Annotated in this window: 21 protein-coding genes, 1 tRNA gene and 2 rRNA genes; 14 read left to right on the top strand and 10 right to left on the bottom strand. The window is 52.5% G+C overall.

Going from position 1 to position 22,487, the window contains the following annotated elements:
• The first annotated feature begins 150 nt into the window (after positions 1-150).
• The 4 genes from ACZ48S_RS01755 to ACZ48S_RS01740 are packed head-to-tail and all read left to right on the top strand — an operon-like array spanning position 151 to position 3,189.
• The gene (locus ACZ48S_RS01755) at positions 151-1,566 is read left to right on the top strand and encodes a hypothetical protein (protein ID WP_464213463.1); all 1,416 of its coding nucleotides are present in this window, start codon (positions 151-153) and stop codon (positions 1,564-1,566) included.
• Between the two features lie 5 nt (positions 1,567-1,571).
• A complete protein-coding gene (locus tag ACZ48S_RS01750; RefSeq protein ID WP_464213461.1) occupies positions 1,572-2,063 on the top strand; it encodes a zinc ribbon domain-containing protein in 492 nt (163 codons plus the stop codon).
• A gap of 1 nt (position 2,064) precedes the next feature.
• The gene (locus tag ACZ48S_RS01745) at positions 2,065-2,724 is read left to right on the top strand and encodes a zinc ribbon domain-containing protein (RefSeq protein WP_464213459.1); all 660 of its coding nucleotides are present in this window, start codon (positions 2,065-2,067) and stop codon (positions 2,722-2,724) included.
• A gap of 21 nt (positions 2,725-2,745) precedes the next feature.
• Positions 2,746-3,189 (top strand): zinc ribbon domain-containing protein, encoded by a 444-nt coding sequence (locus ACZ48S_RS01740; RefSeq protein WP_464213457.1) that lies wholly within the window; start codon positions 2,746-2,748, stop codon positions 3,187-3,189.
• A 99-nt stretch (positions 3,190-3,288) separates the two neighbouring features.
• Here ACZ48S_RS01740 and rrf read toward each other — a convergent pair.
• Positions 3,289-3,406: ribosomal RNA gene (rrf, locus tag ACZ48S_RS01735) — 5S ribosomal RNA — on the bottom strand.
• Between the two features lie 84 nt (positions 3,407-3,490).
• A 23S ribosomal RNA gene (locus tag ACZ48S_RS01730) occupies positions 3,491-6,445 on the bottom strand.
• Between the two features lie 317 nt (positions 6,446-6,762).
• Here ACZ48S_RS01730 and ACZ48S_RS01725 point away from each other — a divergent pair.
• The 10 genes from ACZ48S_RS01725 to ACZ48S_RS01680 all read left to right on the top strand — a co-directional run bounded on the left by ACZ48S_RS01725 (position 6,763) and on the right by ACZ48S_RS01680 (position 13,815).
• Entirely contained in the window at positions 6,763-7,437 is a 675-nt protein-coding gene (locus tag ACZ48S_RS01725; protein WP_464213455.1) for a class I SAM-dependent methyltransferase, read from the top strand.
• 10 nt (positions 7,438-7,447) lie between these two features.
• Positions 7,448-8,230, top strand: a complete 783-nt coding sequence (gene fdhD, locus ACZ48S_RS01720; RefSeq protein WP_464213453.1) for a formate dehydrogenase accessory sulfurtransferase FdhD — start codon at positions 7,448-7,450, stop codon at positions 8,228-8,230.
• On the top strand, positions 8,223-9,134 hold the full coding sequence (gene nadA / locus ACZ48S_RS01715; RefSeq protein ID WP_464214615.1) for a quinolinate synthase NadA: 912 nt from the start codon (positions 8,223-8,225) through the stop codon (positions 9,132-9,134). The genes fdhD and nadA overlap by 8 nt, the downstream gene beginning before the upstream one ends.
• A 73-nt stretch (positions 9,135-9,207) precedes the next feature.
• Positions 9,208-9,549: a divalent-cation tolerance protein CutA gene (gene cutA / locus ACZ48S_RS01710; RefSeq protein ID WP_464213451.1), complete on the top strand. Its 342-nt coding sequence runs from the start codon at positions 9,208-9,210 to the stop codon at positions 9,547-9,549.
• Between the two features lie 18 nt (positions 9,550-9,567).
• A complete protein-coding gene (gene cysE / locus ACZ48S_RS01705) occupies positions 9,568-10,284 on the top strand; it encodes a serine O-acetyltransferase (RefSeq protein ID WP_464213449.1) in 717 nt (238 codons plus the stop codon).
• A 105-nt stretch (positions 10,285-10,389) separates the two neighbouring features.
• Positions 10,390-10,800, top strand: coding sequence for a Fur family transcriptional regulator (locus ACZ48S_RS01700; RefSeq protein WP_464213447.1), 411 nt, complete (start codon positions 10,390-10,392; stop codon positions 10,798-10,800).
• A 3-nt stretch (positions 10,801-10,803) separates the two neighbouring features.
• Positions 10,804-12,852 (top strand): ferrous iron transport protein B, encoded by a 2,049-nt coding sequence (gene feoB, locus ACZ48S_RS01695; protein WP_464213445.1) that lies wholly within the window; start codon positions 10,804-10,806, stop codon positions 12,850-12,852.
• On the top strand, positions 12,852-13,043 hold the full coding sequence (locus tag ACZ48S_RS01690) for a hypothetical protein (RefSeq protein ID WP_464213443.1): 192 nt from the start codon (positions 12,852-12,854) through the stop codon (positions 13,041-13,043). The genes feoB and ACZ48S_RS01690 overlap by 1 nt, the downstream gene beginning before the upstream one ends.
• Entirely contained in the window at positions 13,040-13,687 is a 648-nt protein-coding gene (locus tag ACZ48S_RS01685) for a metal-dependent transcriptional regulator (RefSeq protein WP_464213441.1), read from the top strand. Before ACZ48S_RS01690 ends, ACZ48S_RS01685 begins: the two co-directional genes overlap by 4 nt.
• Before the next feature lie 52 nt (positions 13,688-13,739).
• Positions 13,740-13,815, top strand: a tRNA-Ala gene (locus tag ACZ48S_RS01680).
• A gap of 300 nt (positions 13,816-14,115) precedes the next feature.
• Here the strand turns inward: ACZ48S_RS01680 and ACZ48S_RS01675 are convergent.
• The 8 genes from ACZ48S_RS01675 to ACZ48S_RS01640 all read right to left on the bottom strand — a co-directional run bounded on the left by ACZ48S_RS01675 (position 14,116) and on the right by ACZ48S_RS01640 (position 22,477).
• Entirely contained in the window at positions 14,116-15,711 is a 1,596-nt protein-coding gene (locus tag ACZ48S_RS01675; protein ID WP_464213439.1) for a recombinase family protein, read from the bottom strand.
• Positions 15,704-17,020 carry a recombinase family protein gene (locus ACZ48S_RS01670; protein WP_464213437.1) on the bottom strand — a complete coding sequence of 439 codons (1,317 nt, stop codon included), beginning with the start codon at positions 17,018-17,020 and terminating at the stop codon, positions 15,704-15,706. Before ACZ48S_RS01670 ends, ACZ48S_RS01675 begins: the two co-directional genes overlap by 8 nt.
• A complete protein-coding gene (locus tag ACZ48S_RS01665; RefSeq protein WP_464213435.1) occupies positions 17,013-17,234 on the bottom strand; it encodes an SHOCT domain-containing protein in 222 nt (73 codons plus the stop codon). The genes ACZ48S_RS01670 and ACZ48S_RS01665 overlap by 8 nt, the downstream gene beginning before the upstream one ends.
• Before the next feature lie 2 nt (positions 17,235-17,236).
• Positions 17,237-17,632, bottom strand: a complete 396-nt coding sequence (locus tag ACZ48S_RS01660; protein ID WP_464213433.1) for an RNA polymerase sigma factor — start codon at positions 17,630-17,632, stop codon at positions 17,237-17,239.
• A gap of 90 nt (positions 17,633-17,722) precedes the next feature.
• Complete coding sequence (locus ACZ48S_RS01655) at positions 17,723-18,433, bottom strand: N-acetylmuramoyl-L-alanine amidase (RefSeq protein ID WP_464213431.1); 711 nt, start codon at positions 18,431-18,433, stop codon at positions 17,723-17,725.
• Positions 18,430-18,840 (bottom strand): phage holin family protein, encoded by a 411-nt coding sequence (locus ACZ48S_RS01650; RefSeq protein WP_464213429.1) that lies wholly within the window; start codon positions 18,838-18,840, stop codon positions 18,430-18,432. Before ACZ48S_RS01650 ends, ACZ48S_RS01655 begins: the two co-directional genes overlap by 4 nt.
• 15 nt (positions 18,841-18,855) lie before the next feature.
• Complete coding sequence (locus ACZ48S_RS01645; protein ID WP_464213427.1) at positions 18,856-20,184, bottom strand: hypothetical protein; 1,329 nt, start codon at positions 20,182-20,184, stop codon at positions 18,856-18,858.
• Between the two features lie 4 nt (positions 20,185-20,188).
• Entirely contained in the window at positions 20,189-22,477 is a 2,289-nt protein-coding gene (locus tag ACZ48S_RS01640; RefSeq protein ID WP_464213425.1) for a hypothetical protein, read from the bottom strand.
• Positions 22,478-22,487: the final 10 nt, after the last annotated feature.

Here is a 22,487-nt window from a genome sequence, read left to right as displayed (position 1 = left end):
TTACTAGCAAGATAAAAAAAGCCCCCTTTTGTAAGGGGGCTTTTTTGCGTTCCGAACAGATAAACGAGGGGAAAAGCAGTGTATAAAGTTATTGACAATAACCGGGGGGCGGTATAAAGTAGAACAAAATCAGTATCCCGGGGCGCATCTATGAAAAACCCGATCCCCAAAATACTTATTATATGCGTCGCCGCGTTCGCCGGTTTATTCCCCGCTGTCCATTCCGCCGCCGATTATGAGATCCAGGATATCATGAACGGCAACGTATCGGGAATTTCAGTGGTGGTCAACGGCTCCGGCCAGGGTTACTACGGACAATCACTGCTAGCCAGCTTCAATAATAATACCGGCAGTACCCTTTCGATTAGGGTCCCCATCGGCCTGTCGATGGTGCCGGCCAACAGCGGCGTCCAGACGATGTACACCGCCGGAGGGGAAACGATCAACGTCCCGCCGGGGAATTCCCAGAGTCTTATAATTGCTTTCTGCGGTGAACAGCATGACGCCGGCCCAGGCCGCAGTGATACCTTCTCCGCAGGCAGTTTCGCCACTGGCAGCCTGCTGCAGACGCTGCATAATATCAACCAGGCGGGCAATTTCGGCAGTGACGCCCAGCAGGCGGTGTGGCATCATACCGATGGCGCCGATATCTCAAACAACGAGACCGCAACCGGCTTGGCCAGCGGTTTCGGCGCTTCGGGCACCACCGCGGCGGCCGGTCTGGCAGCGGCGGTACTGGCCGGAGGAACAGCCTTGCTTATCAATAGATTCGAAGGCAGCAGTCAACCTGTTCCCGATGAAGAACCCTATTTTGTTGTCCCGGGAGAAACTATTGACAACAATTACCAGGGCGAACCGCAAGATGACACCCTCCCGCCTGAACTGAGACCACCGATAGAGATTGCGGAAATACCGCCGCCGGAAGACCCGGCTGATGGGATTATGATAGCCGGCGGCGACGACGGTTTTTTCCAGACGATATACAACCTGATTAGAGAAGGCGGCAAAATGGACCCGCAACCGCCGGCCGTCAGACCATCGATCTTCGGCCCGCCCCCACCGGAAGACGAAAGCTGGTGGCAGCAGATTCAGCGATACACCGGCTGGGGACAGAGCCTGACGCCTGAAGAAAGAGATGCCCAGGACGCGGCCAACGCTCGCGCCGGACAGATCGTAAAAAACAACGCTCCTTTCGGCAGCGGCGGCAAGCTGAATTCGGCTCTCTCCGGAGATGATCCATCCCAGTTGGTGCAGCAGGTCAATAGAGAGAAGGTGGAAGAAGGAGGAACCGACGGAATACGCATAATACGCAGATTGATGAACTTGACGTCTCTGACCAATTCCCAGGGCGGTGCCAGGGATATGTCCGGTTTTGCCAATATTGCACGGGATTACGTTGAACCTGATGCCCGTGGCTTGATTGATGCCACTGGAATATATCAGAAGGACGCCGCGGCACACCAGGCATGGCAGCAGTATTTTGACAAACACAGCGATTTACCGGACCCGAACAATCCTGGTGACGTGCGGGAATTTATGGATATCTACAACAGGATAAAGGATTGACCGCGGTGACCGATATACCTAAAAACAGCGCAGCGACACTGGTACTACCTCGAAAATACAATCCGGTAGAGGCGGAGCTGCTGTTCCATTACCTGTGCGAAGCCTACCGGAGAGGCTATTTTTCCTTCCGCCAATATAACGATGCTCTCCGCACGCTGCGCTTTTACGATTCCGCAAGAGACGTTTGGACCATTGGGTCCGGATCCGGTAAATGGTATCGCTACTCCGGAAGGGGCTGGGAAACCGGAAAACCAACCGGCGAATTAACCACTGTAATACAGAGCGCCTGGCAGGATTACATTAAGAGAATGACGGGTGAAATTAAGTGCGACAGGTGCGGGGCAATTTCATCTAATAAATCCAAGTTCTGCCGTGGCTGCGGCTCCAGTTTATCGGCCGGTACCGATCCTGAAACGGCCTATTGCCGCAACTGCGGGCGGCAAATAAGGAAAAGTACCGGTTTCTGTAATTTCTGCGGCCAGGCCAGGAAACCATAAAATGCTGAATACTTTATTGTCTGTGGTTGGATATGCCTCCATATTACTGGTAGCGTTATCGGTACTGGCCATGGTCAGGACGATTGGCAAACCGCGACCGCTGGTGTTGTCCGGCCTCCTGGTTCAGATGGCGTTCTCCGGTCTGTTTTTGGCATTGTATAGTTTTCTGCTCAACCTGGGAGAGCCGACAATGTTGTCGTGGGGGTTGATGGGTGCCGGCCTGGGCGCCGGAATTTTCCAGGGTTTCACCACCAGAATAACGGTCTCAGGCGACAGGGTAACAGCCAAGAGGTCCGTATTGTACCTGCTTATCTGGGGGCTGACATTCACCGCGACCCAGCTGCTGGCATTAATGGGCCAGAAAGAACTGGCAGCCTACGGCCTTTCTTCAATATACCTGGCCACCGGCATAGCGCTGGGTATGAACGGTACATTGGTGGCCAGGAGACTGCTGATAGCGCCCGATAAAAATGGCGCTGCCACAGACAGGCCATGTCCGGCTTGCGGTGAGGTCAATTCACCCGGCCGCCGCTTCTGCCGCAGCTGCGGCCGTCAACTAGCAGAGAAGGCGTCATCTGAAGCCGCGGTTTGCGCCGGATGCGGCCAGCGTATGACAAAGGGGCAAAGATTCTGCAATAACTGCGGAAGACAGACAGCCTGACGATAATCACAAGGAGTTAATATGCACTGTCCGAAATGTCAGACAGCCAATGAAGCCGGATCTCGATTCTGCGGCGGGTGCGGTGCTGAGCTTACCATTGCGGCTTCAGTCAAAACTGCTTCAGGGCCAACCGGGGCTCAGATTTATTGCCAGCGCTGCGGTACCGCCAACCCGGCCGGTTCCCGTTTCTGTGAAGGCTGCGGCAATGCTATGGGTGTCGAAGACCCGGTGCCGCCTGAAAAAAAGATAAAAGAGAAACCCTCAGGCGCCTGGTGGCTGCTGCCCATATTTTTCGCCTGGCTGGGCGGTATTATCGCCTGGGCGGTGGTCAAGGACAGCGACTCCGGGCGGGCTCGCAAGATGCTGGCGGTGGGTTTTATAGTTACTTTCGCCTGGATCGGATTGTCTTTTCTGCTCTCCGCCCTGGTGGCCGGATTATCCTGGGCTGATTTTGGGTTGAGTTAATGAGACCGCGGCAGCAATATATAATTTACACAAAGGATAAAGCAAAACAGCCCGGCCGCTGAGCGGTCAGGCTGTATGAGTTGTAAAATATAAAAAGTCCCCTGGCGATGGCATATTTTCCACAAGGAGTCGCCTCCTCAGTATCGTCTGCGCTGACGCGTTTCACTGCCGTGTTCGGGATGGGAACGGGTGGGTCCACATCGCTCTAATCACCAAGAGACTTTCTAACGAAAGTTATTAAATTGTTAAATAGAACCTTTTAAATATCGCCGCCAAATATCTGGTTATCTCAACTCTGAAGCAAGTCAAGCCCTTGACCATTAGTACCACTTAGCTGAACACATTACTGTGCGTACACCTGTGGCCTATCAAGCAGGTAGTCTACCTGCGGTCTTATCCTTCTCGCGAAGGAAGGGAGATCTAATCTTGGAACCGGCTTCGCGCTTAGATGCTTTCAGCGCTTATCCGTGCCGAACTTGGCTACTCAGCAATGCCCCTGGCGGAACAACTGATACACCATTGGTCCGTCCTTCCGGGTCCTCTCGTACTACGGAAAGCTTTCCTCAAATCTCCGGACGCCCACCACGGATAGAGACCGACCTGTCTCACGACGGTCTGAACCCAGCTCGCGTGCCGCTTTAATGGGCGAACAGCCCAACCCTTGGGACCGATTACAGCCCCAGGATGCGACGAGCCGACATCGAGGTGCCAAACCTTGCCGTCGATGTGAACTCTTGGGCAAGATAAGCCTGTTATCCCCGGGGTAGCTTTTATCCGTTAAGCCACGGCCCTTCCACAAGGAGCCGTGGGATCACTTTGCCCGACTTTCGTCTCTGCTCGACTTGTTGGTCTTACAGTCAAGCCTCCTTATGCCAATGCACTCTACGGGTGGTTTCCATCCACCCTGAGGAGACCTTTGGGCGCCTCCGTTACTGTTTGGGAGGCGACCGCCCCAGTCAAACTACCCACCAGACACTGTCCCCCGGCTTGCTCCGAGGTTAGAGGCTAAATTTATCAAGAGTGGTATTTCAACGATGGCTCCACCGGAGCTGGCGCTCCGGCTTCAAAGCCTCCCACCTATCCTACACATGGTAAACCCAGTCTCAGTGCCAAGTTGTAGTAAAGCTCCACGGGGTCTTTTTGTCCAGTGGCGGGAAACCCGCATCTTCACGGGTATTTCAATTTCGCCGAGTCCCTCGTTAAGACAGCGTCCAAGTTGTTACACCATTCGTGCGGGTCGGAACTTACCCGACAAGGGATTTCGCTACCTTAGGACCGTTATAGTTACGGCCGCCGTTCACTGGGGCTTCGGTTCAAAGCTTCGCTTGCGCTAACCTCTCCCCTTAACCTTCCAGCACTGGGCAGGTATCAGCCCCTATACATCAGCTTACGCTTTAGCAGAGACCTATGTTTTTGATAAACAGTCACTCGGACCCCTTTAGTGCCACCGTTCAGAGAACGGCACCCCTTATCCCGAAGTTACGGGGCTAGATTGCAGAGTTCCTTAACGAGGGTTATCTCGATCACCTTGGGACACTTACCCCCACCTACCAGAGTCGGTTTGCGGTACGGGCGCCACTGCTTCAATGGCAACGAGGCTTTTCTTGACGGTATGGACTCAACTAGATCGTCTTGGATCTCTCCGCAACTTCCCCCGGCCTTCAGCTTAGCCTGAGAGTGGATTTACCTGCCCTCAGATGCCTTTGACCGGTGACACACCATGTCCAATGGGTATGCCTAGTCTATCCTGCCGTGTCCCCCCTTTGCCTCCACAGCGGCGGTGCTGGAATGATGACCAGCTGTCCATCGCTCTACGCCTTTCGGCCTCGGCTTAGGCCCGACTAACCCTACGCGGATTAACCTTGCGTAGGAAACCTTAGGTTTACGGTGGGTGTGTTTCTCACACACCTTACGCTACTCATGCCGACATTCTCACTTCCCCACGCTCCACCGCCACTCACGTGACGACTTCACTGCGAGAGGAACGCTCCTCTACCATCACGACGAATCGTGATCCATAGCTTCGGTGACAGACTTGAGCCCCGTTGGATTGTCGGCGCAGAACCACTTAACCAGTGGGCTATTACGCACTCTTTAAAGGGTGGCTGCTTCTAAGCCAACCTCCTGGCTGTCTGGGTAGTCCAACTTCCTTTACCACTTAGTCTGTACTTAGGGACCTTAGCTGATGGTCTGGGCTGTTTCCCTTTCGACTACGGAGCTTAGCCCCCATAGTCTCACTCCCGGACTTGAGCTTATGGCATTCTTGGTTTGGTTGAATTCGACAGGATCTCTCCCACCTAGTCCATCCAGTGCCTTACCTCCATAAGCGAACATCCGAGGCTGTACCTAGATACATTTCGAGGAGAACCAGCTATCCCCGGGTTCGTTTGGCATTTCACCTCTATCCACAGTTCATCCGACAACTTTGCAACGTTGACCGGTTCGGGCCTCCACTCCGAGATTATCGAAGCTTCACCCTGACCATGGATAGCTCACCCGGCTTCGGGTCTAATCCTTGCAACAAAACGCCCTATTCAGACTCGCTTTCGCTACGGCTCCGCAACGTAGTTGCTTAACCAGGCTACAAAGATTAACTCGTCGGCTCATTCTTCAATAGGCACGCCGTCATTCCGGTAAACCGGAACTCCGACTGCTTGTAAGCGCACGGTTTCAGATCTATTTCACTCCCCTCTCGGGGTATTTTTCACCTTTCCCTCACGGTACTAGTTCACTATCGGTCATCAAGAGTATTTAGCCTTACCATGTGGTCATGGTAGATTCCCACAGGATTTCGCGTGTCCCGTGGTACTCAAGAACAGATTAAGGAGCCTAGCTCTTTAATTTACCGGACTGTCACCGTCTATGGTGGCTCTTTCCAGAGACCTTCAACTAGAGTTCGGTTTGTAACTCCTTTGCCCGTTTAACGCCGGACGTCATCTGTCTTACAACCCCTTACAAGCTTAGGCCGTTAAACCACTGAGCTTGTAAGGTTTGGGCTGTTCCCTTTTCGCTCACCGCTACTAGGAGAATCTTGTCTTTTCCTCTGGGTACTGAGATGTTTCACTTCCCCAGGTTGCCTCTACTCAGCCTATGTGTTCAGCTGAGAGTGACCAGGTTTTACCTGGCCGGGTTGCCCCATTCGGAAACCCCCGGTTAAGCTTGCTAGACAGCTAGCCGAGGAATATCGCAGTCTTGCCGCGTCCTTCATCGCCCCTTGATGCCAAGGCATCCACCGTGCGCTCTTTCCCGCTTGACTTGCTTCAGATTTGAGATAACCTTACTAAATTTTGGCGATATTCAATTGTTAAGGTTCAATATAATAAGAAACGGCCTGGTGTTTCCACCAAGCCGCCTTGGTTAACACCGTTTCCTGCGTTTTATGTCGCTATGTTTATCATCATATTTTCAGACGCGAAGAGTATAATAACACAGCCTTTTAATCAGTGTCAAGGCTGCAGTCAGCTTTGAGACAACACAGCGGCAGAAAATATTTTTCTTTCATCCGCCTCATCAAGGCTTGCCTTAAACGGCCCCGGATAACTATAATGCCCCTATCTACCTATAGGAGTGCATATGGCTGAAAAATCCCCCACCGTCAACACGCCGGAATACTACAGTGTTTCCTTCTGGCGACGCTGGTCCAAATTATACGACCGGATTGTTACGCTTTCCTTTATACCTTTCGGCGGCGAAAAGCGCTTCCGTCAGAAATTTGTGGCCATGGCCGGACTCAAGCCGACCGACCGGGTGTTGGATATCTGCTGCGGCACCGGCTCTACCACGGCCATAATCGCCGCGGAAACGGACCAGGGCCATGTTACCGGGGTTGACCTGTCACCGGATATGCTGGCAGTGGCCAAAAAAAAGGTGAACGCGCCCTGGGTCAGCTTCCAGCGAGCCAGCGTGGACAGACTGCCTTTCAACGACCACTCTTTCGACCACGTCATCTGCTCCTACGGGCTGCATGAAATTCCACGGGAACTGCGGGCGGCAGCGCTGGCTGAAGCGCAGCGGGTGCTTAAACCGGGCGGCAAATTCCTGACGCTGGACTACAACCTGCCGCGGCATTTTCCGGCCCGCCAGGCTATCGGCATTTTTGTCCGCGTCTTTGAACACGACATCGCCTACCGCATGATGCGCGGCGATTTGGCAGCCGAGGTTGAAGCCGCCGGGCTGAGCCTCAGCGATAAACAAGCCCCGCTGGGCGGCATGTTCCAGATTATAGCTGGAGTTAAAAAAGAAAACTGAACGGGGTCTTATGGACAACACGGTAAAGCTGGATATCACCCGCATCAGCGAGAACTCGCCGGAAACCGTTGAAGACGAAGTGGCGCGAGAGGCAGCGCTGACCATATTTTTTAATGATACCGAACTGGTGACCATGCTGTGTTCCCCGGACGAACAAAAATACCTGGCGGCCGGTTTCCTGGCTGCCGAAGGCCTTATAGAGGAAGCGGCTGACATAACTTCCCTGCTCCTGGATGAGACCAGGGGTATTGCCAGGGTCAGCGCCAAAGACCAGGGGGAAGCCGGACGCATCTGGAAGCGATTTATCTCCTCCGGCTGCGGCCGCGGCGCCACTTTTTATTCCGCCGCCGACGTATCCAGCCCTCCGGTAGAGTCAGATATGAAGACCACGCCGGATCGAGTGTACCGGCTGATGCGCGCGTTCCAGGACCAGAGCAGCGTATTCAAATCTACCGGCGGCGTTCACGCGGCGGCACTGGCTGGGGGCGATAACATCGAGTTGTTCTCTGAGGACATCGGGCGGCACAACGCGGTGGACAAGGTGTTCGGCCGCTGTTTGTTGGATAATATTGCCACCAGGGATAAAATGTTATTGGTAAGCGGGCGCATTTCCTCGGAAATCCTGTTGAAAACTGCCCGACGGGGCATACCGATGCTGATTTCCCGCAGCGCTCCGACTGACTCCGGGGTTAAGCTGGCCGAAAGGCTGGGCATTACCCTGATTGGTTTTGTGCGTGGCCGGCGGATGAACGTATATACCGGCGCGGAAAGGGTGAATTGTCATGATGAATAATGATGATATTGTCAACAAGATTGAGGCGCTGAAAAAGGAAAAGGACGCGGTTATCCTGGTGCACAACTACCAGTTGGGCGAGATACAGGACATCGGTGATTTTGTCGGTGATTCGCTGGAACTGGCTCAGAAAGCGGCGGGGACCGGGGCTAAGCTGATTGTTTTCTGCGGGGTGCATTTCATGGCGGAGACGGCGGCCATCATCGCCCCGGGCAGCAAAGTGGTGCTGCCGGAACGGCACGCCGGCTGTCCCATGGCCGACATGGTGGACGGGGCCGGACTACGGCGGATGAAAGAGGAACTGCCCGGCCGACCAGTGGTTTGTTATGTCAATTCCACCGCTGAGGTCAAGGCGGAAAGCGATATATGCTGCACCTCGGCCAACGCGGTCAACGTAGTGAAAAGCCTGCCGGATGAAGAGATAATCTTTGTGCCAGACCAGTACCTGGGCTATTATGTGCAGCAGCAGACCGGCAAGCACATTCATTTCTGGCCGGGCTACTGCCCGACCCACGCCCGCATTCTGCCGGAGCACATCATGGAACTTAAGGCACAGCATCCCGAAGCCCCGGCGGTGGTGCATCCCGAATGCCGGCCCGAAGTCACGGCGGTGGCCGATGAGGTGCTGTCCACCGGCGGCATGATCCGCTACGCCCGTCTGCCGGAAGTCAGGGAGCTTATTGTAGGCACGGAGATGGGCATAATCTACCGGCTGCGGAAAGAAAATCCCGGTAAAAAGTTCTACCCGGTTTCGGAGCAGGCGGTTTGTCCCAATATGAAGCTCATCACCCTGGACAAGGTATTGACTGCCCTGGAGCGGGAAGAGCACCAGGTAACAGTACCCGAAGACATCGCTGAGCGGGCCAGGCTGACCATCGAAAAAATGCTGGCTGTCCGGGCTTGAAAATCAGCTTGCGCGGCGGATTATAATCCAGGCGGCCTCACGCTGAAGCATTCGGCCGCAGAAGGAGGGGCGAATGGATAATTTTAACCACATCGTTGTCTTTATCACCGCCACTGACCACGAGGAAGCCATGCTTATTTCACGGGTGCTGCTGGAACAGAAAAAAGCGGCCTGCGTCAGCATCGTGGACGATGTAAGTTCCGCCTTCCGCTGGCAGGCCAACATCGAGTGCGAAACCGAAAGCCTGCTGGTGGTCAAAAGCAGCGCGGCAATGCTGGACGAAATCATCGAAACGGTCAAGGAAGTCCACAGCTACGAGACCCCGGAGATCATCGCTCTGCCCATCATCGGCGGCAGCGCCGACTACCTGGAGTGGTTGGAAGAATCGGTCGAGCCGGACGAGAATCCGGCCTGAAGCTTTAAGGCCAGGACAATGTTCAAAACAATACGGGAAGATATTAGAAATATATATACCAAGGACCCGGCGGCCCGTGGTTTTTGGGAAGTCATCTTTACTTACCCCGGGCTTCACGCTTTGTGGGGCTACCGTATTGCGCACTGGTTCTGGAAGATTAAATGGCATTTCCTGGGACGCTGGCTGTCCCATCTCACCCGCTTTTTAACCGGCATCGAGATTCACCCCGGGGCTACGATAGGACGACGCTTCTGCATCGACCACGGGATGGGCGTAGTAATCGGGGAGACTACTATCATCGGTGATGACGTGCTGATATACAAGGGAGTGGTGCTGGGCGGTACCAGCCTTTCCAAGGGAAAACGCCATCCTACCATCGAAAACGGCGTGGTGGTAGGCTCCAACGCCACGGTACTGGGCAATATAACAATCGGCGAAGGCTCACGGGTGGGTGCCGGTTCGGTGGTAGTCAAAAGCGTACCGGCCGGCGCTACGGTGGTGGGTATTCCCGGCCGGGTTGTGGAAGAGCATAAACCGCAGACGGTAACTGACCTCGAACACGGTAAACTGCCGGACCCGGTGGCCGAAGCTGTCAGGTATATACTGGCCGAACAGGCTAAACTGGAAAAACGGCTTGCCGAGCTGGAAGAAAAGGGGCATATCATACCGCCCCGGGACGAGCTTAAAGAAAAGCTGGAAGAACTGACCCGGGAGTTCGACGGCGGCGGCATTTAACACCTGAGTTAGTTAAGTCACAAAAGCTTATTTGACAGAAATGACCTGCCGGTTTATAATGTTGCAAATGATTAGCATTTGCTTATTATTAAAAGAGGTGGCGACATGACACCGCTGGGTCAGACAGAATTGAAAAGCACCGGTCAGCGTACCGTTATACTGGAGGTAATCCAGTCCGCCCGGGGACACATGGACGCTGATGAAATATACCAGCGCGCCCGCAAAAAATTACCGCGTTTGTCACTGTCAACGGTGTACCGCGCGCTGCAGAAGTTCAAGGAAAGCGGGCTGATAATCGAACGTCACCTGGATGAAGACCATCACCACTATGAAGCGGCACGCCGGGGGGAACACCACCATTTAATCTGCTCCGCCTGCGGCAAAGTGATTGAATTCAAACTTCCGATTGCCGAAATCGTGCTGGCACAGGTACCCCAGGCTGAAGGATTTGATATCAGCGGCGGCGAAATAAATATAAACGGAATCTGTCCCGATTGCCTGAAGAAAGCAGATTAACCGATGCCGAAAAAACACTGTAAAGACATTAACCGGCAACCACCCGGCAGCTGCCACCAGCCTCGCCGTCAGCAGCACCGTCACCGCCGCGGACTGGGTCCGGAAGAGGCAGGGTTAAAAGTAGCCCTGGTAGGCAGCCCAAACGTTGGCAAGAGTTCAGTATTCCATGGACTGACCGGACGGCGGGTCATCATCTCCAATTACCCCGGTACCACGGTGGATGTCTTTCGCGGCCGCGCCAGTTTCGACGACCGGCCGGTTGAAGTCATTGATACGCCGGGAATGTATTCCCTGCACTCGATCACTGAAGAGGAACGAGTAGCCCGCGCAATACTGCTGGAAGAAAAGCCGGATGTAATACTGCACGTTGTAGATACCAAGAATTTGGAACGGATGCTGCCGGTAACCTATCAACTGGTTGAAGCCGGACTGCCGGTTATCCTGGTGCTTAACATGACCGACGAGGCTGAAGCGCTGGGAATAGACATTGATACCAAAAAGCTTGCCTCCGACCTGGGCGTACCCGTGGTTAAAACCGCCGCCAACCTGGGACAGGGTATTGATGAATTGAAATGCTCCATTCTAAATTACGAGCCGGTCTGCCTGGGACTGCCGGTTTTTTATGATGACGCAGTCGAAAAAGCGATAGCCAGACTGCTGCCCCTCATCAAAGATAATACCTCAGTGAATAAACTTTCACCGCGGGCAACCGCCCTGCTGCTGCTGCGGGACGACGCTCAGATAAAGCAGTACCTGCAAAAAGACGGCTGCGACATGACCGCCGTTGAACAAATTATCTCTGAATTGAAAATGACCCTGAACCAGGCGCCGTCTTACGTCCTGGCAGTAAGCCAGCAACAGGCGGCTCGAAAGCTGGCTCAGAAGGTAATGAAGCAAAGAAAAGAGGGCAAACCGAGGTTCGGCGAAAGGCTGTCCCAGGCGATGATGCACCCGATTTCCGGCGGCCTGATTCTGGCAGCGGTACTGGCGATTATGTATTTCTTTGTCGGGGTTTTCGGAGCCGGGACACTGGTGGGCTGGCTGGAAGAGACGGTCTTCGGCAATTATATCAATCCGTGGATACAGAACACACTGCAGAACCTGATTCCGGTACAGCTGATATCCGACCTGTTTGTCGGCCCTTACGGTGTAATTACCCTGGGGCTTACCTACGCTATTGGCATCATCCTGCCCATCGTTACCACATTCTTTATCATATTCTCGGCAATAGAAGACTCCGGCTACCTGCCGCGGCTGGCCATGCTGATTGACCGGCTGTTCAAGTTCATCGGACTGAACGGTCGCGCCGTCATTCCCATCGTACTTGGCCTGGGTTGTGACACCATGGCTACTATAGTTACCCGGACCCAGGAAACCAAGAGGGAGCGGGTCATTACCACCCTGCTGCTGGCGCTGGCTATTCCCTGTTCCGCCCAGCTGGGTGTTATCTTCGGCATCCTGTCCGTTTCCACCGGTATGATACTGACCTGGCTGGGAATTACCATTCTTATTTTCATACTGGTGGGCTGGCTGGCGTCCCGCATCATTCCCGGCCAGCGGGCCAGCTTTTATATGGAAATCCCGCCGCTGCGGCTGCCGCGGCTGACCAACGTGCTGACCAAGACTTATGCCCGGCTGGAATGGTACCTCATGGAAGTCATCCCGCTGTTTTTACTGGCCAGCGTAGTGCTGTGGGCTGGTGAAGCGGTGGGGCTGCTCGACGCGCTCATCACGGGTCTTGAACCGGTCTTGAGTTTTGTGGGTATTCCCGTTGAGGCGTCAGTTGCGTTTATCATCGGCTTCTTCCGCCGCGATTTCGGCGCCGCCGGGCTGTACGACCTGGCCAGCCAGGGGTTGCTGTTCGGCAACGCGCTGCTGGTTTCGGCAGTGGTTATGACTCTTTTCGTGCCCTGCATCGCCCAGTTCATGGTGATGATCAAGGAACGCGGCTGGAAAACCGCCCTGGCAATCGCCGGGTTTATCTTCCCCTTTGCCTTCCTGGTAGGGCTGGTACTTGACCGGGCGCTTAAACTGCTGGGGGTTAATCTGTAATGGAAAACAGCGATACCATGAAATGCCCGTACTGCGGACATGAATTCAGCGCCGCCTCAGGAACCGGCTACTGCGGGTCCTGCCCTATGGCCAAGAACTGCCGGCTGGTGCGCTGTCCCAACTGCGCCTATGAAACACCGGCCGAATCCAAGCTGCTGGCGGCAATCAAAAAATTAAGGAGAAAACCATGAATATAGATGAACATGGTGAAGAAATTCTGGAAGCATTGTGGATCAAGACGCAGGAAGAGAAAAAACCGATTGAGGCTTCAGAATTCCGGGCACAGCAAGCACTCACTCACCTGATTGAGAACGGACTGATAGTCAGCGCGGGGGACGGTGCTTTGACCCTGACCGAAAAAGGCCTGCCGGAAGCCCGCAGCGTGGTGCGGCGGCACCGACTGGCTGAACGGCTGCTCTATGACGTACTGGGAACCCGCGACAAGATGATGCACGAGAAAGCCTGTAAATTTGAACACCTGCTGGACAAAGGCCTGGATGAAAGTATCTGCATCCTGCTGGGACATCCCAAGGTATGCCCGCATAATAAACCTATTCCGCCGGGACGCTGTTGTGAACAGGCTTCGACCAAACCGCAGAAACTGGTTTCGCCGCTTTCAGAACTCAAACCGGGACAGCCGGGGCGGGTAGCATATATATACGCTACCGAAACCGACAAACTGCAGAAACTGATGGCCATGGGAATTTTGCCCGGGGCGCCGGTACGGCTGCTGCAGACATTCCCCTCATATGTTTTCAAGGCGGGCAACAGCCAGTTTGCCATCGACCGCGAAATAGCTGACGCTATTTACGTCAGGCTGACCGACGAAGAATAAAATTACGATTGCGCGATTATCGTTGCGACTGCTATAATCCATCCGTCCGCATGGGGCTGTAGCTCAGCTGGGAGAGCGCCTCCTTTGCAAGGAGGAAGTCAGGGGTTCGAGTCCCCTCAGCTCCACCAAATCAAACACCATCTATTGATAAACTATGTTTGTCGGATAGGTGGTTTTTGTTTTGCCCGAAAGTGCCGTATTTAAGCCACTTTCGGGCTTTATGCTTTTTGCCTTGTAGCAATAGTTGGTGTTTTGAAATAGGTTTTTTTAGAGGATACTTGACCTGAACCGTTGCGGTTTACCGCTATGATGGCTCTCAAATCGTTAAAATTGAAACCCCCTTTTAGGGTTAGGGGTGTGCATAATTTAACGATTTCATTTTGACAAAAAAACAACCCGCCCGAAGGCGAACCGTTAATTCTCAAATGCTATTCTGTAATTTCTGTGCCGTTCTTGAACTTGAATGTAATTGTACCATCTCTGCCCACAGTGGCTTTATCGATGACCGTAAGCCATAGCTTATCGTCAAACTCGGTGATGGCAAGCGGTCGATTCTCTATGTCCTTTATGAAGCCCTCTATGATTTTCGCCTTGCCGAGCCGCTCCCTTTTGGTGGCTTCCAATTCATCTACACGCTCAGAGGCTTTGCGGTGGCGGTCAAGGTAGGCATTATTTCGCTCCGCCCATTCCGTCTGGTTGACAGCTTTGTGGGCATTCTCAAAGATAGCCTTGCGGGATAACTCGGTGACAACCTCAATCTCATTACGTAATTCGGTAAGTTGGGCATCAATCGCAGGGGTGTCGCAGAGGACACCTTGTGCCAGTCGGCAGTCCTCGATTAACCCGCCTCGGTTGCTTATCAAGCGGTTGAAAGCGTGTAAGAACCTCGCCTTAATTTCCTCCTCGGTGATGTGGGGCGTTTTGCAGCCGTTGCCGGGTTTATCAAGTCTTTTATACTTATCATTACACCGCCATACCTCTTTGCGGTAGGTCTTGTCGCTTTTGTAGCTACCCCAGACTTTCTTGCCGAAATGCCCTCCGCAGTCGGCGCAGACAAGCCTTGATGCAAATATGCTTGTGGTGCTTATGGGGCGACCGAGGCTTTTTCGGCGCACAATCTCAAGTTGAACGGCGTCAAACTCGTCAGGCTCGATGATGGCGGGGTGGCTGTCCTCAACATAGTATTGCTGAACCTGTCCCGTATTCTTGACCATCTTTTTGGTAAGAAAGTCGGCGCAGTAGGTCTTTTGCATAAGGGCGTGGCCTTTATACTTCTCATTGGTCAGTATGGATTGTACTACGCCAGTCTGCCATGTTTTCTTGCCCGCAGGTGACGGAATACCTTGCCCTTCAAGGTATGTGGCGATTGCCGAGAATGTCTTTCCCTCCATATACAGCCGAAATATCAGCCGCACAATCTCGGCTTCAGCGGGGACAACTTTTGGTAAGCCGTCCTCGCCCTTTTCGTAGCCGAGAAACTGTGCATAAGGCAGACTGACCTTGCCGTCCGCCATACGCTTGCGCTGACCCCAAGTCACGTTCTCCGAAATGGAGCGGCTTTCTTCCTGTGCCAGACTGGACATAATCGTAATCAACAATTCGCCCTTGCTATCGAGGGTGTAAATGTTTTCTTTCTCAAACCACACTTCACAGCCTACCTCTTTTAGCTTTCGGACGGTGGTAAGGCTGTCCACGGTATTTCGGGCAAATCGGCTCACGGACTTTGTAACCAGAAGGTCGAATTTGCCCTCCAAGCCGTCGATAACCATCTGTTTGAAACCTTCTCTCCGCTTGGTGTTGACCGCCGAAATGCCCTCGTCCGTGTATATGGTGACGAACTCCCAATCAGCCCGCCCCTGAATCAGCTTCGTATAGTAGTCCACTTGAGCTTCATAACTGGTAAGCTGTTCATCGCTATCTGTACTGACCCTTGCGTAGGCTGCGACACGCCGTTTGAATTCGGAGCTTTTGCCCTGTGCAGAAAGAATGGGAGCGGTGGCTGGGATTACTCTTATATTAGCCATTTTTGCTGCCTCCCTTCAAAGCAAATTCACGGGCGGCTTGCTTCATCTCATCCGTCCAACTTTCACGGCGTGAGCGGTTCTCCCAACGAAGTGTCTGCTCTGAGCCATCCTTAAATGCGAACACCAGAATGCCTTCGTCAGGGATTGCTATTGCAGCGACTTTTGCTGTAAAAACGGAGGAGTCGTACTCCGCAAGCCCCAAAGCCTCGGCACACTTTTCTTTAAGGATGTCTTCCCGTATTCGCTTGGCGGCACACTCGTGTTTACCCTTATAAGTGAAAGTAGCGCAAGCCCAAGTCACCGCAGCGTATTTTGTGCCTGCGGCGTTTATCTTCTTGCGGAATTTTGCTCCGCACCGACCGCAGGTGATAAGTCCTGAAAACTCGTTGAATGTCAGTTTGCGAGGGTGGTTTGCTTTTTCTGCCCGTCGTACCATTTCAGCCTGAACAGCCTCAAAGGTTTCACGGTCGATTATCGCCTCATGGTTGCCTTCGACATAGTATTTAGGCAACTCGCCGTTGTTTGGCTTCCAGTTCTTTGTGATGTGGTCAGAAATAAAGCCTTTTTGCAGGTACATATCGCCGATGTACTTTTCATTCTTAAGGATTGAACCTACCGTGCTTTCAGCCCACTTACCGCCGCACTTGGTCGGAACACCGAGCCTACGCAGTTTCTTCATAATGGCATTCCTGCCAAGCCCCGATAAATAATCGGCGTATATCATCCGCACGACCTCTGCCTCTTCGGGAATGACGGTAAACGTACCTGCGTTGTACTCATAACCGTAGATACGGATGTTGCCTGCAGGCTTTCCTTCCTTGAAGTCCTTTCTGATGCGCCATTTGCAATTTTCGCTGACGGAGCGACTTTCTTCTTGGGCATACGAGGCGAGGATGGTCAACATCAACTCCCCGTCGCCCGAAAGAGAGTGAAGGTTCTGCTCTTCGAAAAATACGCCCACTCCGATGCCTTTCAACTCTCGGACGGTTTCAAGCAGTGTGACCGTGTTCCTTGCAAAGCGGCTGATTGACTTTGTCAGGACGAGGTCAATGCGCCCCGCCCGGCAGTCGGCAAGCAGTCGCTGAAATTCTGGTCTTGAACCCTTTGTGCCGGTTTCCGCTTCGTCTGCATACACGCCAACATATTCCCATTCAGGATTGCCCTGTATCAGGTTACTGTAAAAGCTGACCTGAGCGGCAAGGGAGTGGAGCATTTCATCTTTTCCGCAGGAAACGCGGGCGTATGCTGCTACCTTTTGGCGGGTCGGTAACGGTTTCGGTTGCTGTAGTTTAGTTATTTTTCTACCCATAATGGCCTCCTTTCGTAGTACCATATATCACTCTGTTTTCCTTACATAGCAAGTCATTTTCGAGGTATATGCTACACGATGATAAACCGTATTTGCGGGCAAGCATTGTGTCTATTTCCAGCAAGTCGGTGTTTGAAATCACGCCTTCAGTAAGCCAATTTTTGAACACCGCCATAGCCGTTTTGTAATGGAGGAGTGCATCTTCCTTGCTCATAGCTAAGACCTCCTCGCTGCAACGGAGCAAGCCCGTGAGCAATATTTGCGGTGGGCGTTCCCGTAGGCTTCAAACGACCTGCCGCAAATCGGGCAGAAAAAGTGATAGACTGCCTTTCGGTTCACGGCTTCGGGGTGTGCCTTCCACCAAGTCATACGGCAGCCATCGGAGCAGAAGCGTTTATGTTTTGAACCTTGTGTGTGAACGAGCGGACATCCGCAGTTGGCACAGACATCCTTAACGGTGTGCTGTTCCTGTTTTATGCCTACACCAACATTGTTCCGGCGGCAGTAAGACTTGACGGTGTTTTCTGATATCCCAAGCACATCAGCGATTCTCGCATAGCTTTCGCCTTGCGAGCGCAGAAGAACTATTCGCTCTTTTTGTAATGCTGTCATAGGCTATTCCTCCATTTCGGAGGGGAAAAAGAAAAACCCCTCACCATCCACAGGACAGCGAGGGGTCAGTTGGCAACCGAAACGTGCAGTTTATTCGATTTTGATGTAGGCGTCAGGAAAGCCAGCCGCCTTGACTTTGGCAAGCATAGCATCTGCATTTGCTTTGATGGAGAACGCCCCAACCTGAACACGATAGAGCTTCTTTGGATGGGTAGGCGGTTCGGGTTTTGAAGGTTCGCTTGCGGTAAGCAGTTTCTTGACCTCGGCTCGAAAGGTATCCATATTTTTGCCGTGCTTCGGGAACCAGTGCATAACATCGCCATGGTTGCTGGCAATCCCCAACTTGTAGCCCTCGCTGTGGCAGATGATGTTCTTCTCAGTCAATCCATACTGCTTGCAGAGGTATACGCAAAGTTCCACAGCTTCGGTATAGACCTTGTTGAAATAGGTCGCATCTGTCAAACCATCCTCGCAAATTTCAAATCCGATATGTGTATCGTTCGCAGAACCCCCGGCGTGCCATCCGCGATGATGCCAAGGAAGTGTCTGATAGGTGGCGATGCTGCCGTCAGCCAGCTTGCCGATGAAGCCGTGAACGCAGACCTGCCGTCCGTCCGGCTTATCCTGATTCCAATGGTTGTTGTATTGATTTTTCCCGAGTAAGCCGTCGTCGGGTCCAACATAGCGTTTCAGGTTGGGATTATTCGCCCCGGTGGAATGCACCATGATGCCCTTCGGTGTGATGGTTTTGCCTGCTTTGTAGCAAGCATTTTGCGTGAATATCAATTTTCTCAGATTCATTTTACATCATCCTTTCCATGCAATTGAGCGAGTGTCTCTTTAAGTTTCTCAGGCACGGGCAGACCAATAGCTGTGGCATTTTCCAAAAGTGACAAACCCTCATTGGCAATGTAGAAGAAAATAATCGCTGTGCGAAGAGGTGCACCCGTGCCATTGATTAGGTAAGCGTCGATAAGATGACCGATACCTACTACGAGAAAAATAGCTACCTTCTTGGTAATCCCATGTGCTCCGATTCGGCTGGATAGCTTCTTCTCAACAATTGCACGAAGTACACCCGTGATGTAGTCCGCGACCACAAAGGCAATGAGTGCATAGAGAAAACCGTCAAGCCCGCCCAAATACCCACCGAGTAGTGCACCCAGCCCTGCGAACGCAGTTTGCGTCCAATTCCAAATTTCTTTCATGTTGAATTTCCTCCCTTAAAAAATAGTCACGCCGTTCAGATTGGACTTCTCGGATGCTTTGCCGATCAAATCCGAAAGACGCGCTTTGCCTTTCCGTCCGCCGCTGTCCACGGTGAACGCTGTATAGAAACCACCCCTGCCGAAATTGTGCGTCACATCCGTGACTGTACCAATGGTTTCGGTTTTTGCACCGCTTTGGATACACACCTCGTCTCCGATGGTGAGCTGGGGCGTGAAGATGCCGACGAAGCTCTCCTGCCTGCCGGATATGGCAATGGTCTGTGCCAACTCCTCAGCCATAGCCGTTATCTCAGCAAGCGTCGCACCATCGGCGGCTGTGACGTAGGTTGTTCGGTGTGACGGCTGAATCCACCATTTGCTTCTGGGAACTGTGGCATAAACCGTGTTTTCCGGGTTGGCGCAGGTAACGCAAACCCTGCTGACCGCTTCCGAGTCGTCGTATTCCACACTGTAGCTCCAGCAAGACTTGTCACGCTCGAAGGTATACACAGCAGGCTGGTCGAAACGGGCATCGGTAACAGCCGCCACACCGATGACACCATTTGCTGTTTCATCAACCTTCCAGCCATCAATCAGAGATATGATCCGCTTGATGCCGTCCAGAATGGTGACATCTGGTTCAAAGCGCAGCTTCCATGACTTGGTGTTGTTGCCGACAAAAAAATCCTCCACCTCGGCGAGGCGAAGAATTTCCTGCAGGTTCAGCTGAAGAGTTGTTTCTTCAAAGGTGTTGTCTTCGTTAAAGGTCTGTTCCTTCAGCAGCTTGCCGATTGCGTTTCTGGCGGATACCGATACTTTCTCGTCTGGGTACGAGACCGAAGCACTGTCGATATAGAAAATGCCGAGCATAATTTCACCGCTGTTGCCGAGGGAAAAGTACAATTCCATCTTGGTGCCGGGAGTCACGAAAGCACGGTAACGATTAAGTAACGCGCCCTTTATGTTGAGCAAGGTGCAAGACATCTGCGAGACCTCGCTACCGATGCTGAACTTGACTGACCCGTCGACAAAGGAATTTGTAATATCTGTAGGCAACATATACATCACAAAACGGTGGTCGCCCTCGGCACTCCAGAATCCATATGCGCCGTAATGCGCCACTTTTTTGATGCTCGGATACGATACCGTTTCATCAGGTGAGATTCTACCGGTTTCCGTATAGGTCAGGTTGTCGTACAAACCGAGAACAGGGTTCGCCTTGATTCCGGCAACGGTGCCGTCGGCGGTGAGGTATATGAAACGGAGCAGGTTGTCCGAGGTGTGGATCACCTGCGGAAACAAGCCTGCTCCGGTATCAAGGGTATATTCAAATGTCAGCGTCATCGCGTCACCCCCGTTGCAGCTGAACCGAGTAGGTGAAGCGCAACAGATTGTTCTCGGTCTTGAACGGATATTCAAGCGCAAAGCTGGCTGTAATCGCCGCGCCGTCGGCAGGCGGTGTTGTGAACTTCAACCCCGGCACGGTCTTACCCAAAAAGAAGGTAGAGCCGAAGCTCTGACCGTCCCTTGTCGGGAAGCTCTGGTAATATAAATTGTATGTCCAGTTGTAGCTGACACTGCCCGATACAGTTAAGGTCTCCACTTGTTTTGTTCCCGCATTGCCTGCGGCGTCAACTGTGGATGTCGGTATGGCTGTTAATCCGGTGCAAGTATCGTTTGCAATGCTGATATTCAGGGTAGCATCATTATCCGCCGCTGTTTTGGCAGTCAACCGGACATATCTTCCGTTATCTGGACTGATTGTAAAGAAGTCCGTGATATCGGAGTTTTGTGCGAGAGTGGCATTTACCTTTGTCGCAATAACTGTCGATGAGTCTCCGCTTGTAACCGGCACCGATAAGGTTATTGGCGAGTTCGCCATTCCAGCGGCCGTTACGACAACTGTTGCGTTTCCCGCAGTCCCTATAGTTCCGGTCACATAGATATTTTCCTGTTGCTTTACAGCGGCTACTCCGGCAGTCGTATTGGTCGAGGTTGAAACTGTGGTCAAGCCTGCGCAAGTCCCGTTTGACAGGGAGATATTCAAGTTTGAAACATTAGCCACCGGCGTTTTAGCGGTTAAGACCACATCTGCACCTGAGACTGATGCATCATATAAAGCAGTAATATTCGTATTGTTTTCAAGGGCTGTTTTTATTTTGCCCGCCACAATGCTCGCTGTATCTGATGAGGCTACTGGCACGGAGAGAGTGATCGGTGAGCCAGTCATGCCGCTTGATGTTACAACAACGGTGGTATTGCCTTCGCCGCTTAAAAAAGCTCTCCAATACCTTGCCGAAACCTCTGTGAACTTCCAGACCTGTCCTGTCCTTGAAAGCCCTGTTACATCCGTCCAGTCGGTGTCGTTGGCTGAATACTGTATTTTGAGAAGATCGAGCCTTGCGCTCGGAACCGTTAGAATATCAATTTTAAGTGTATTACAAGGCTTTGCAGTCCCAAAGTCTATTTTAATCGGGCTTACATCGTTTACCGTGCAGGAGGATGGATATACCGTCGTGTCATAGCAGCTCCACCATGCAAGAGGGTCTCGATAGGAATAGTTGCTGCTTGGCGTTTTTGATGCAAGATCTCCAAAGGACACTCCGGCGTTTTTACAGGTTAGACCTGCTGTATGGTAGTTTTCATACCAGTCGCCGCAGTTATTCTCCAAATCCACAGTATAGTCCGTACCTTCAGTCATTTCAGTGTTGTTTATAAAAATACGCACGGTCCCGGACTGAATCAGTGGGCACTTCATACTAAACTCAGTGGTAACGCCGTCACCCTCACCGATAACGAGGTGGTCAACCGCATAAGGTGGGAAAACCTCGTGGTTTGGGAAGGTAAATGCACCAACCCCGGCGACACCGAGATGCTTAACAATACGGTTGTTGCACTCGCTGTCAAGAAACGTAGTGACGGGCAGGTCGTACTGGTAGGTAGTGGTATTGCCAGTGCCGCCGCTGAAGGAATAGCTTTTACTGCCTTGATATTTCACACTCATATCCGATGAATACTCCACTGGAAAGCGCGAGAAACGTACAGTTCCGTCCGTACTGCCTGTGAGCAGCCATTGGAACAGATAATTGTTTTCTGCCGTGGGATATATGCCGTTTGTGCCAAAACCGGAAGGGGTGCAGGTAGCGTAGAAGGTTGCGGTTATATACACTACATCCGTATCAGTCTTTGCTATGGCAATCTGGTTTCCTTCGGAATCCTGCAGCATGGCATGGGACATGATGTAATAAGTAGTTGAAAAGGTGCCGCTGTAATACCCTTCAAGAGCCACCTCGGTAATGGTGGAGCCGTTACACTCGGTCGCTTCCAGCTTGATTTGCTTGGTCGTGTGCGACGTTGGATATTCATATACCGTTTCCAGCGTTGTCACGGCTTTGCGCGTCAGATGTGTAAAAAGGGCGGTATCCGTAACTGCAGGTGTTCCCGTGCCTGTGCCGACCGCGATATATCTGAACAGGTCGGTTGTTTTACTAAGCGGAGAAGCGGTCAGCCTACTGTTAAAATAGTAGTTTGTAATGACATTGAAGCCGACCGCCGTCTGCTTTACTTTGCCGCTTACGGCATCGACCACCTTGACGTCAAAACGGTTATGCAGAATGGCTCGTTCTTGTATCTTCATATTGAAAACC

The organism is Dehalogenimonas sp. NIT-SK1 (assembly GCF_055384165.1).
The sequence above is the reverse complement of the archived record's forward strand: the minus strand, read 5'-3'. Positions and strand labels throughout refer to the sequence as shown.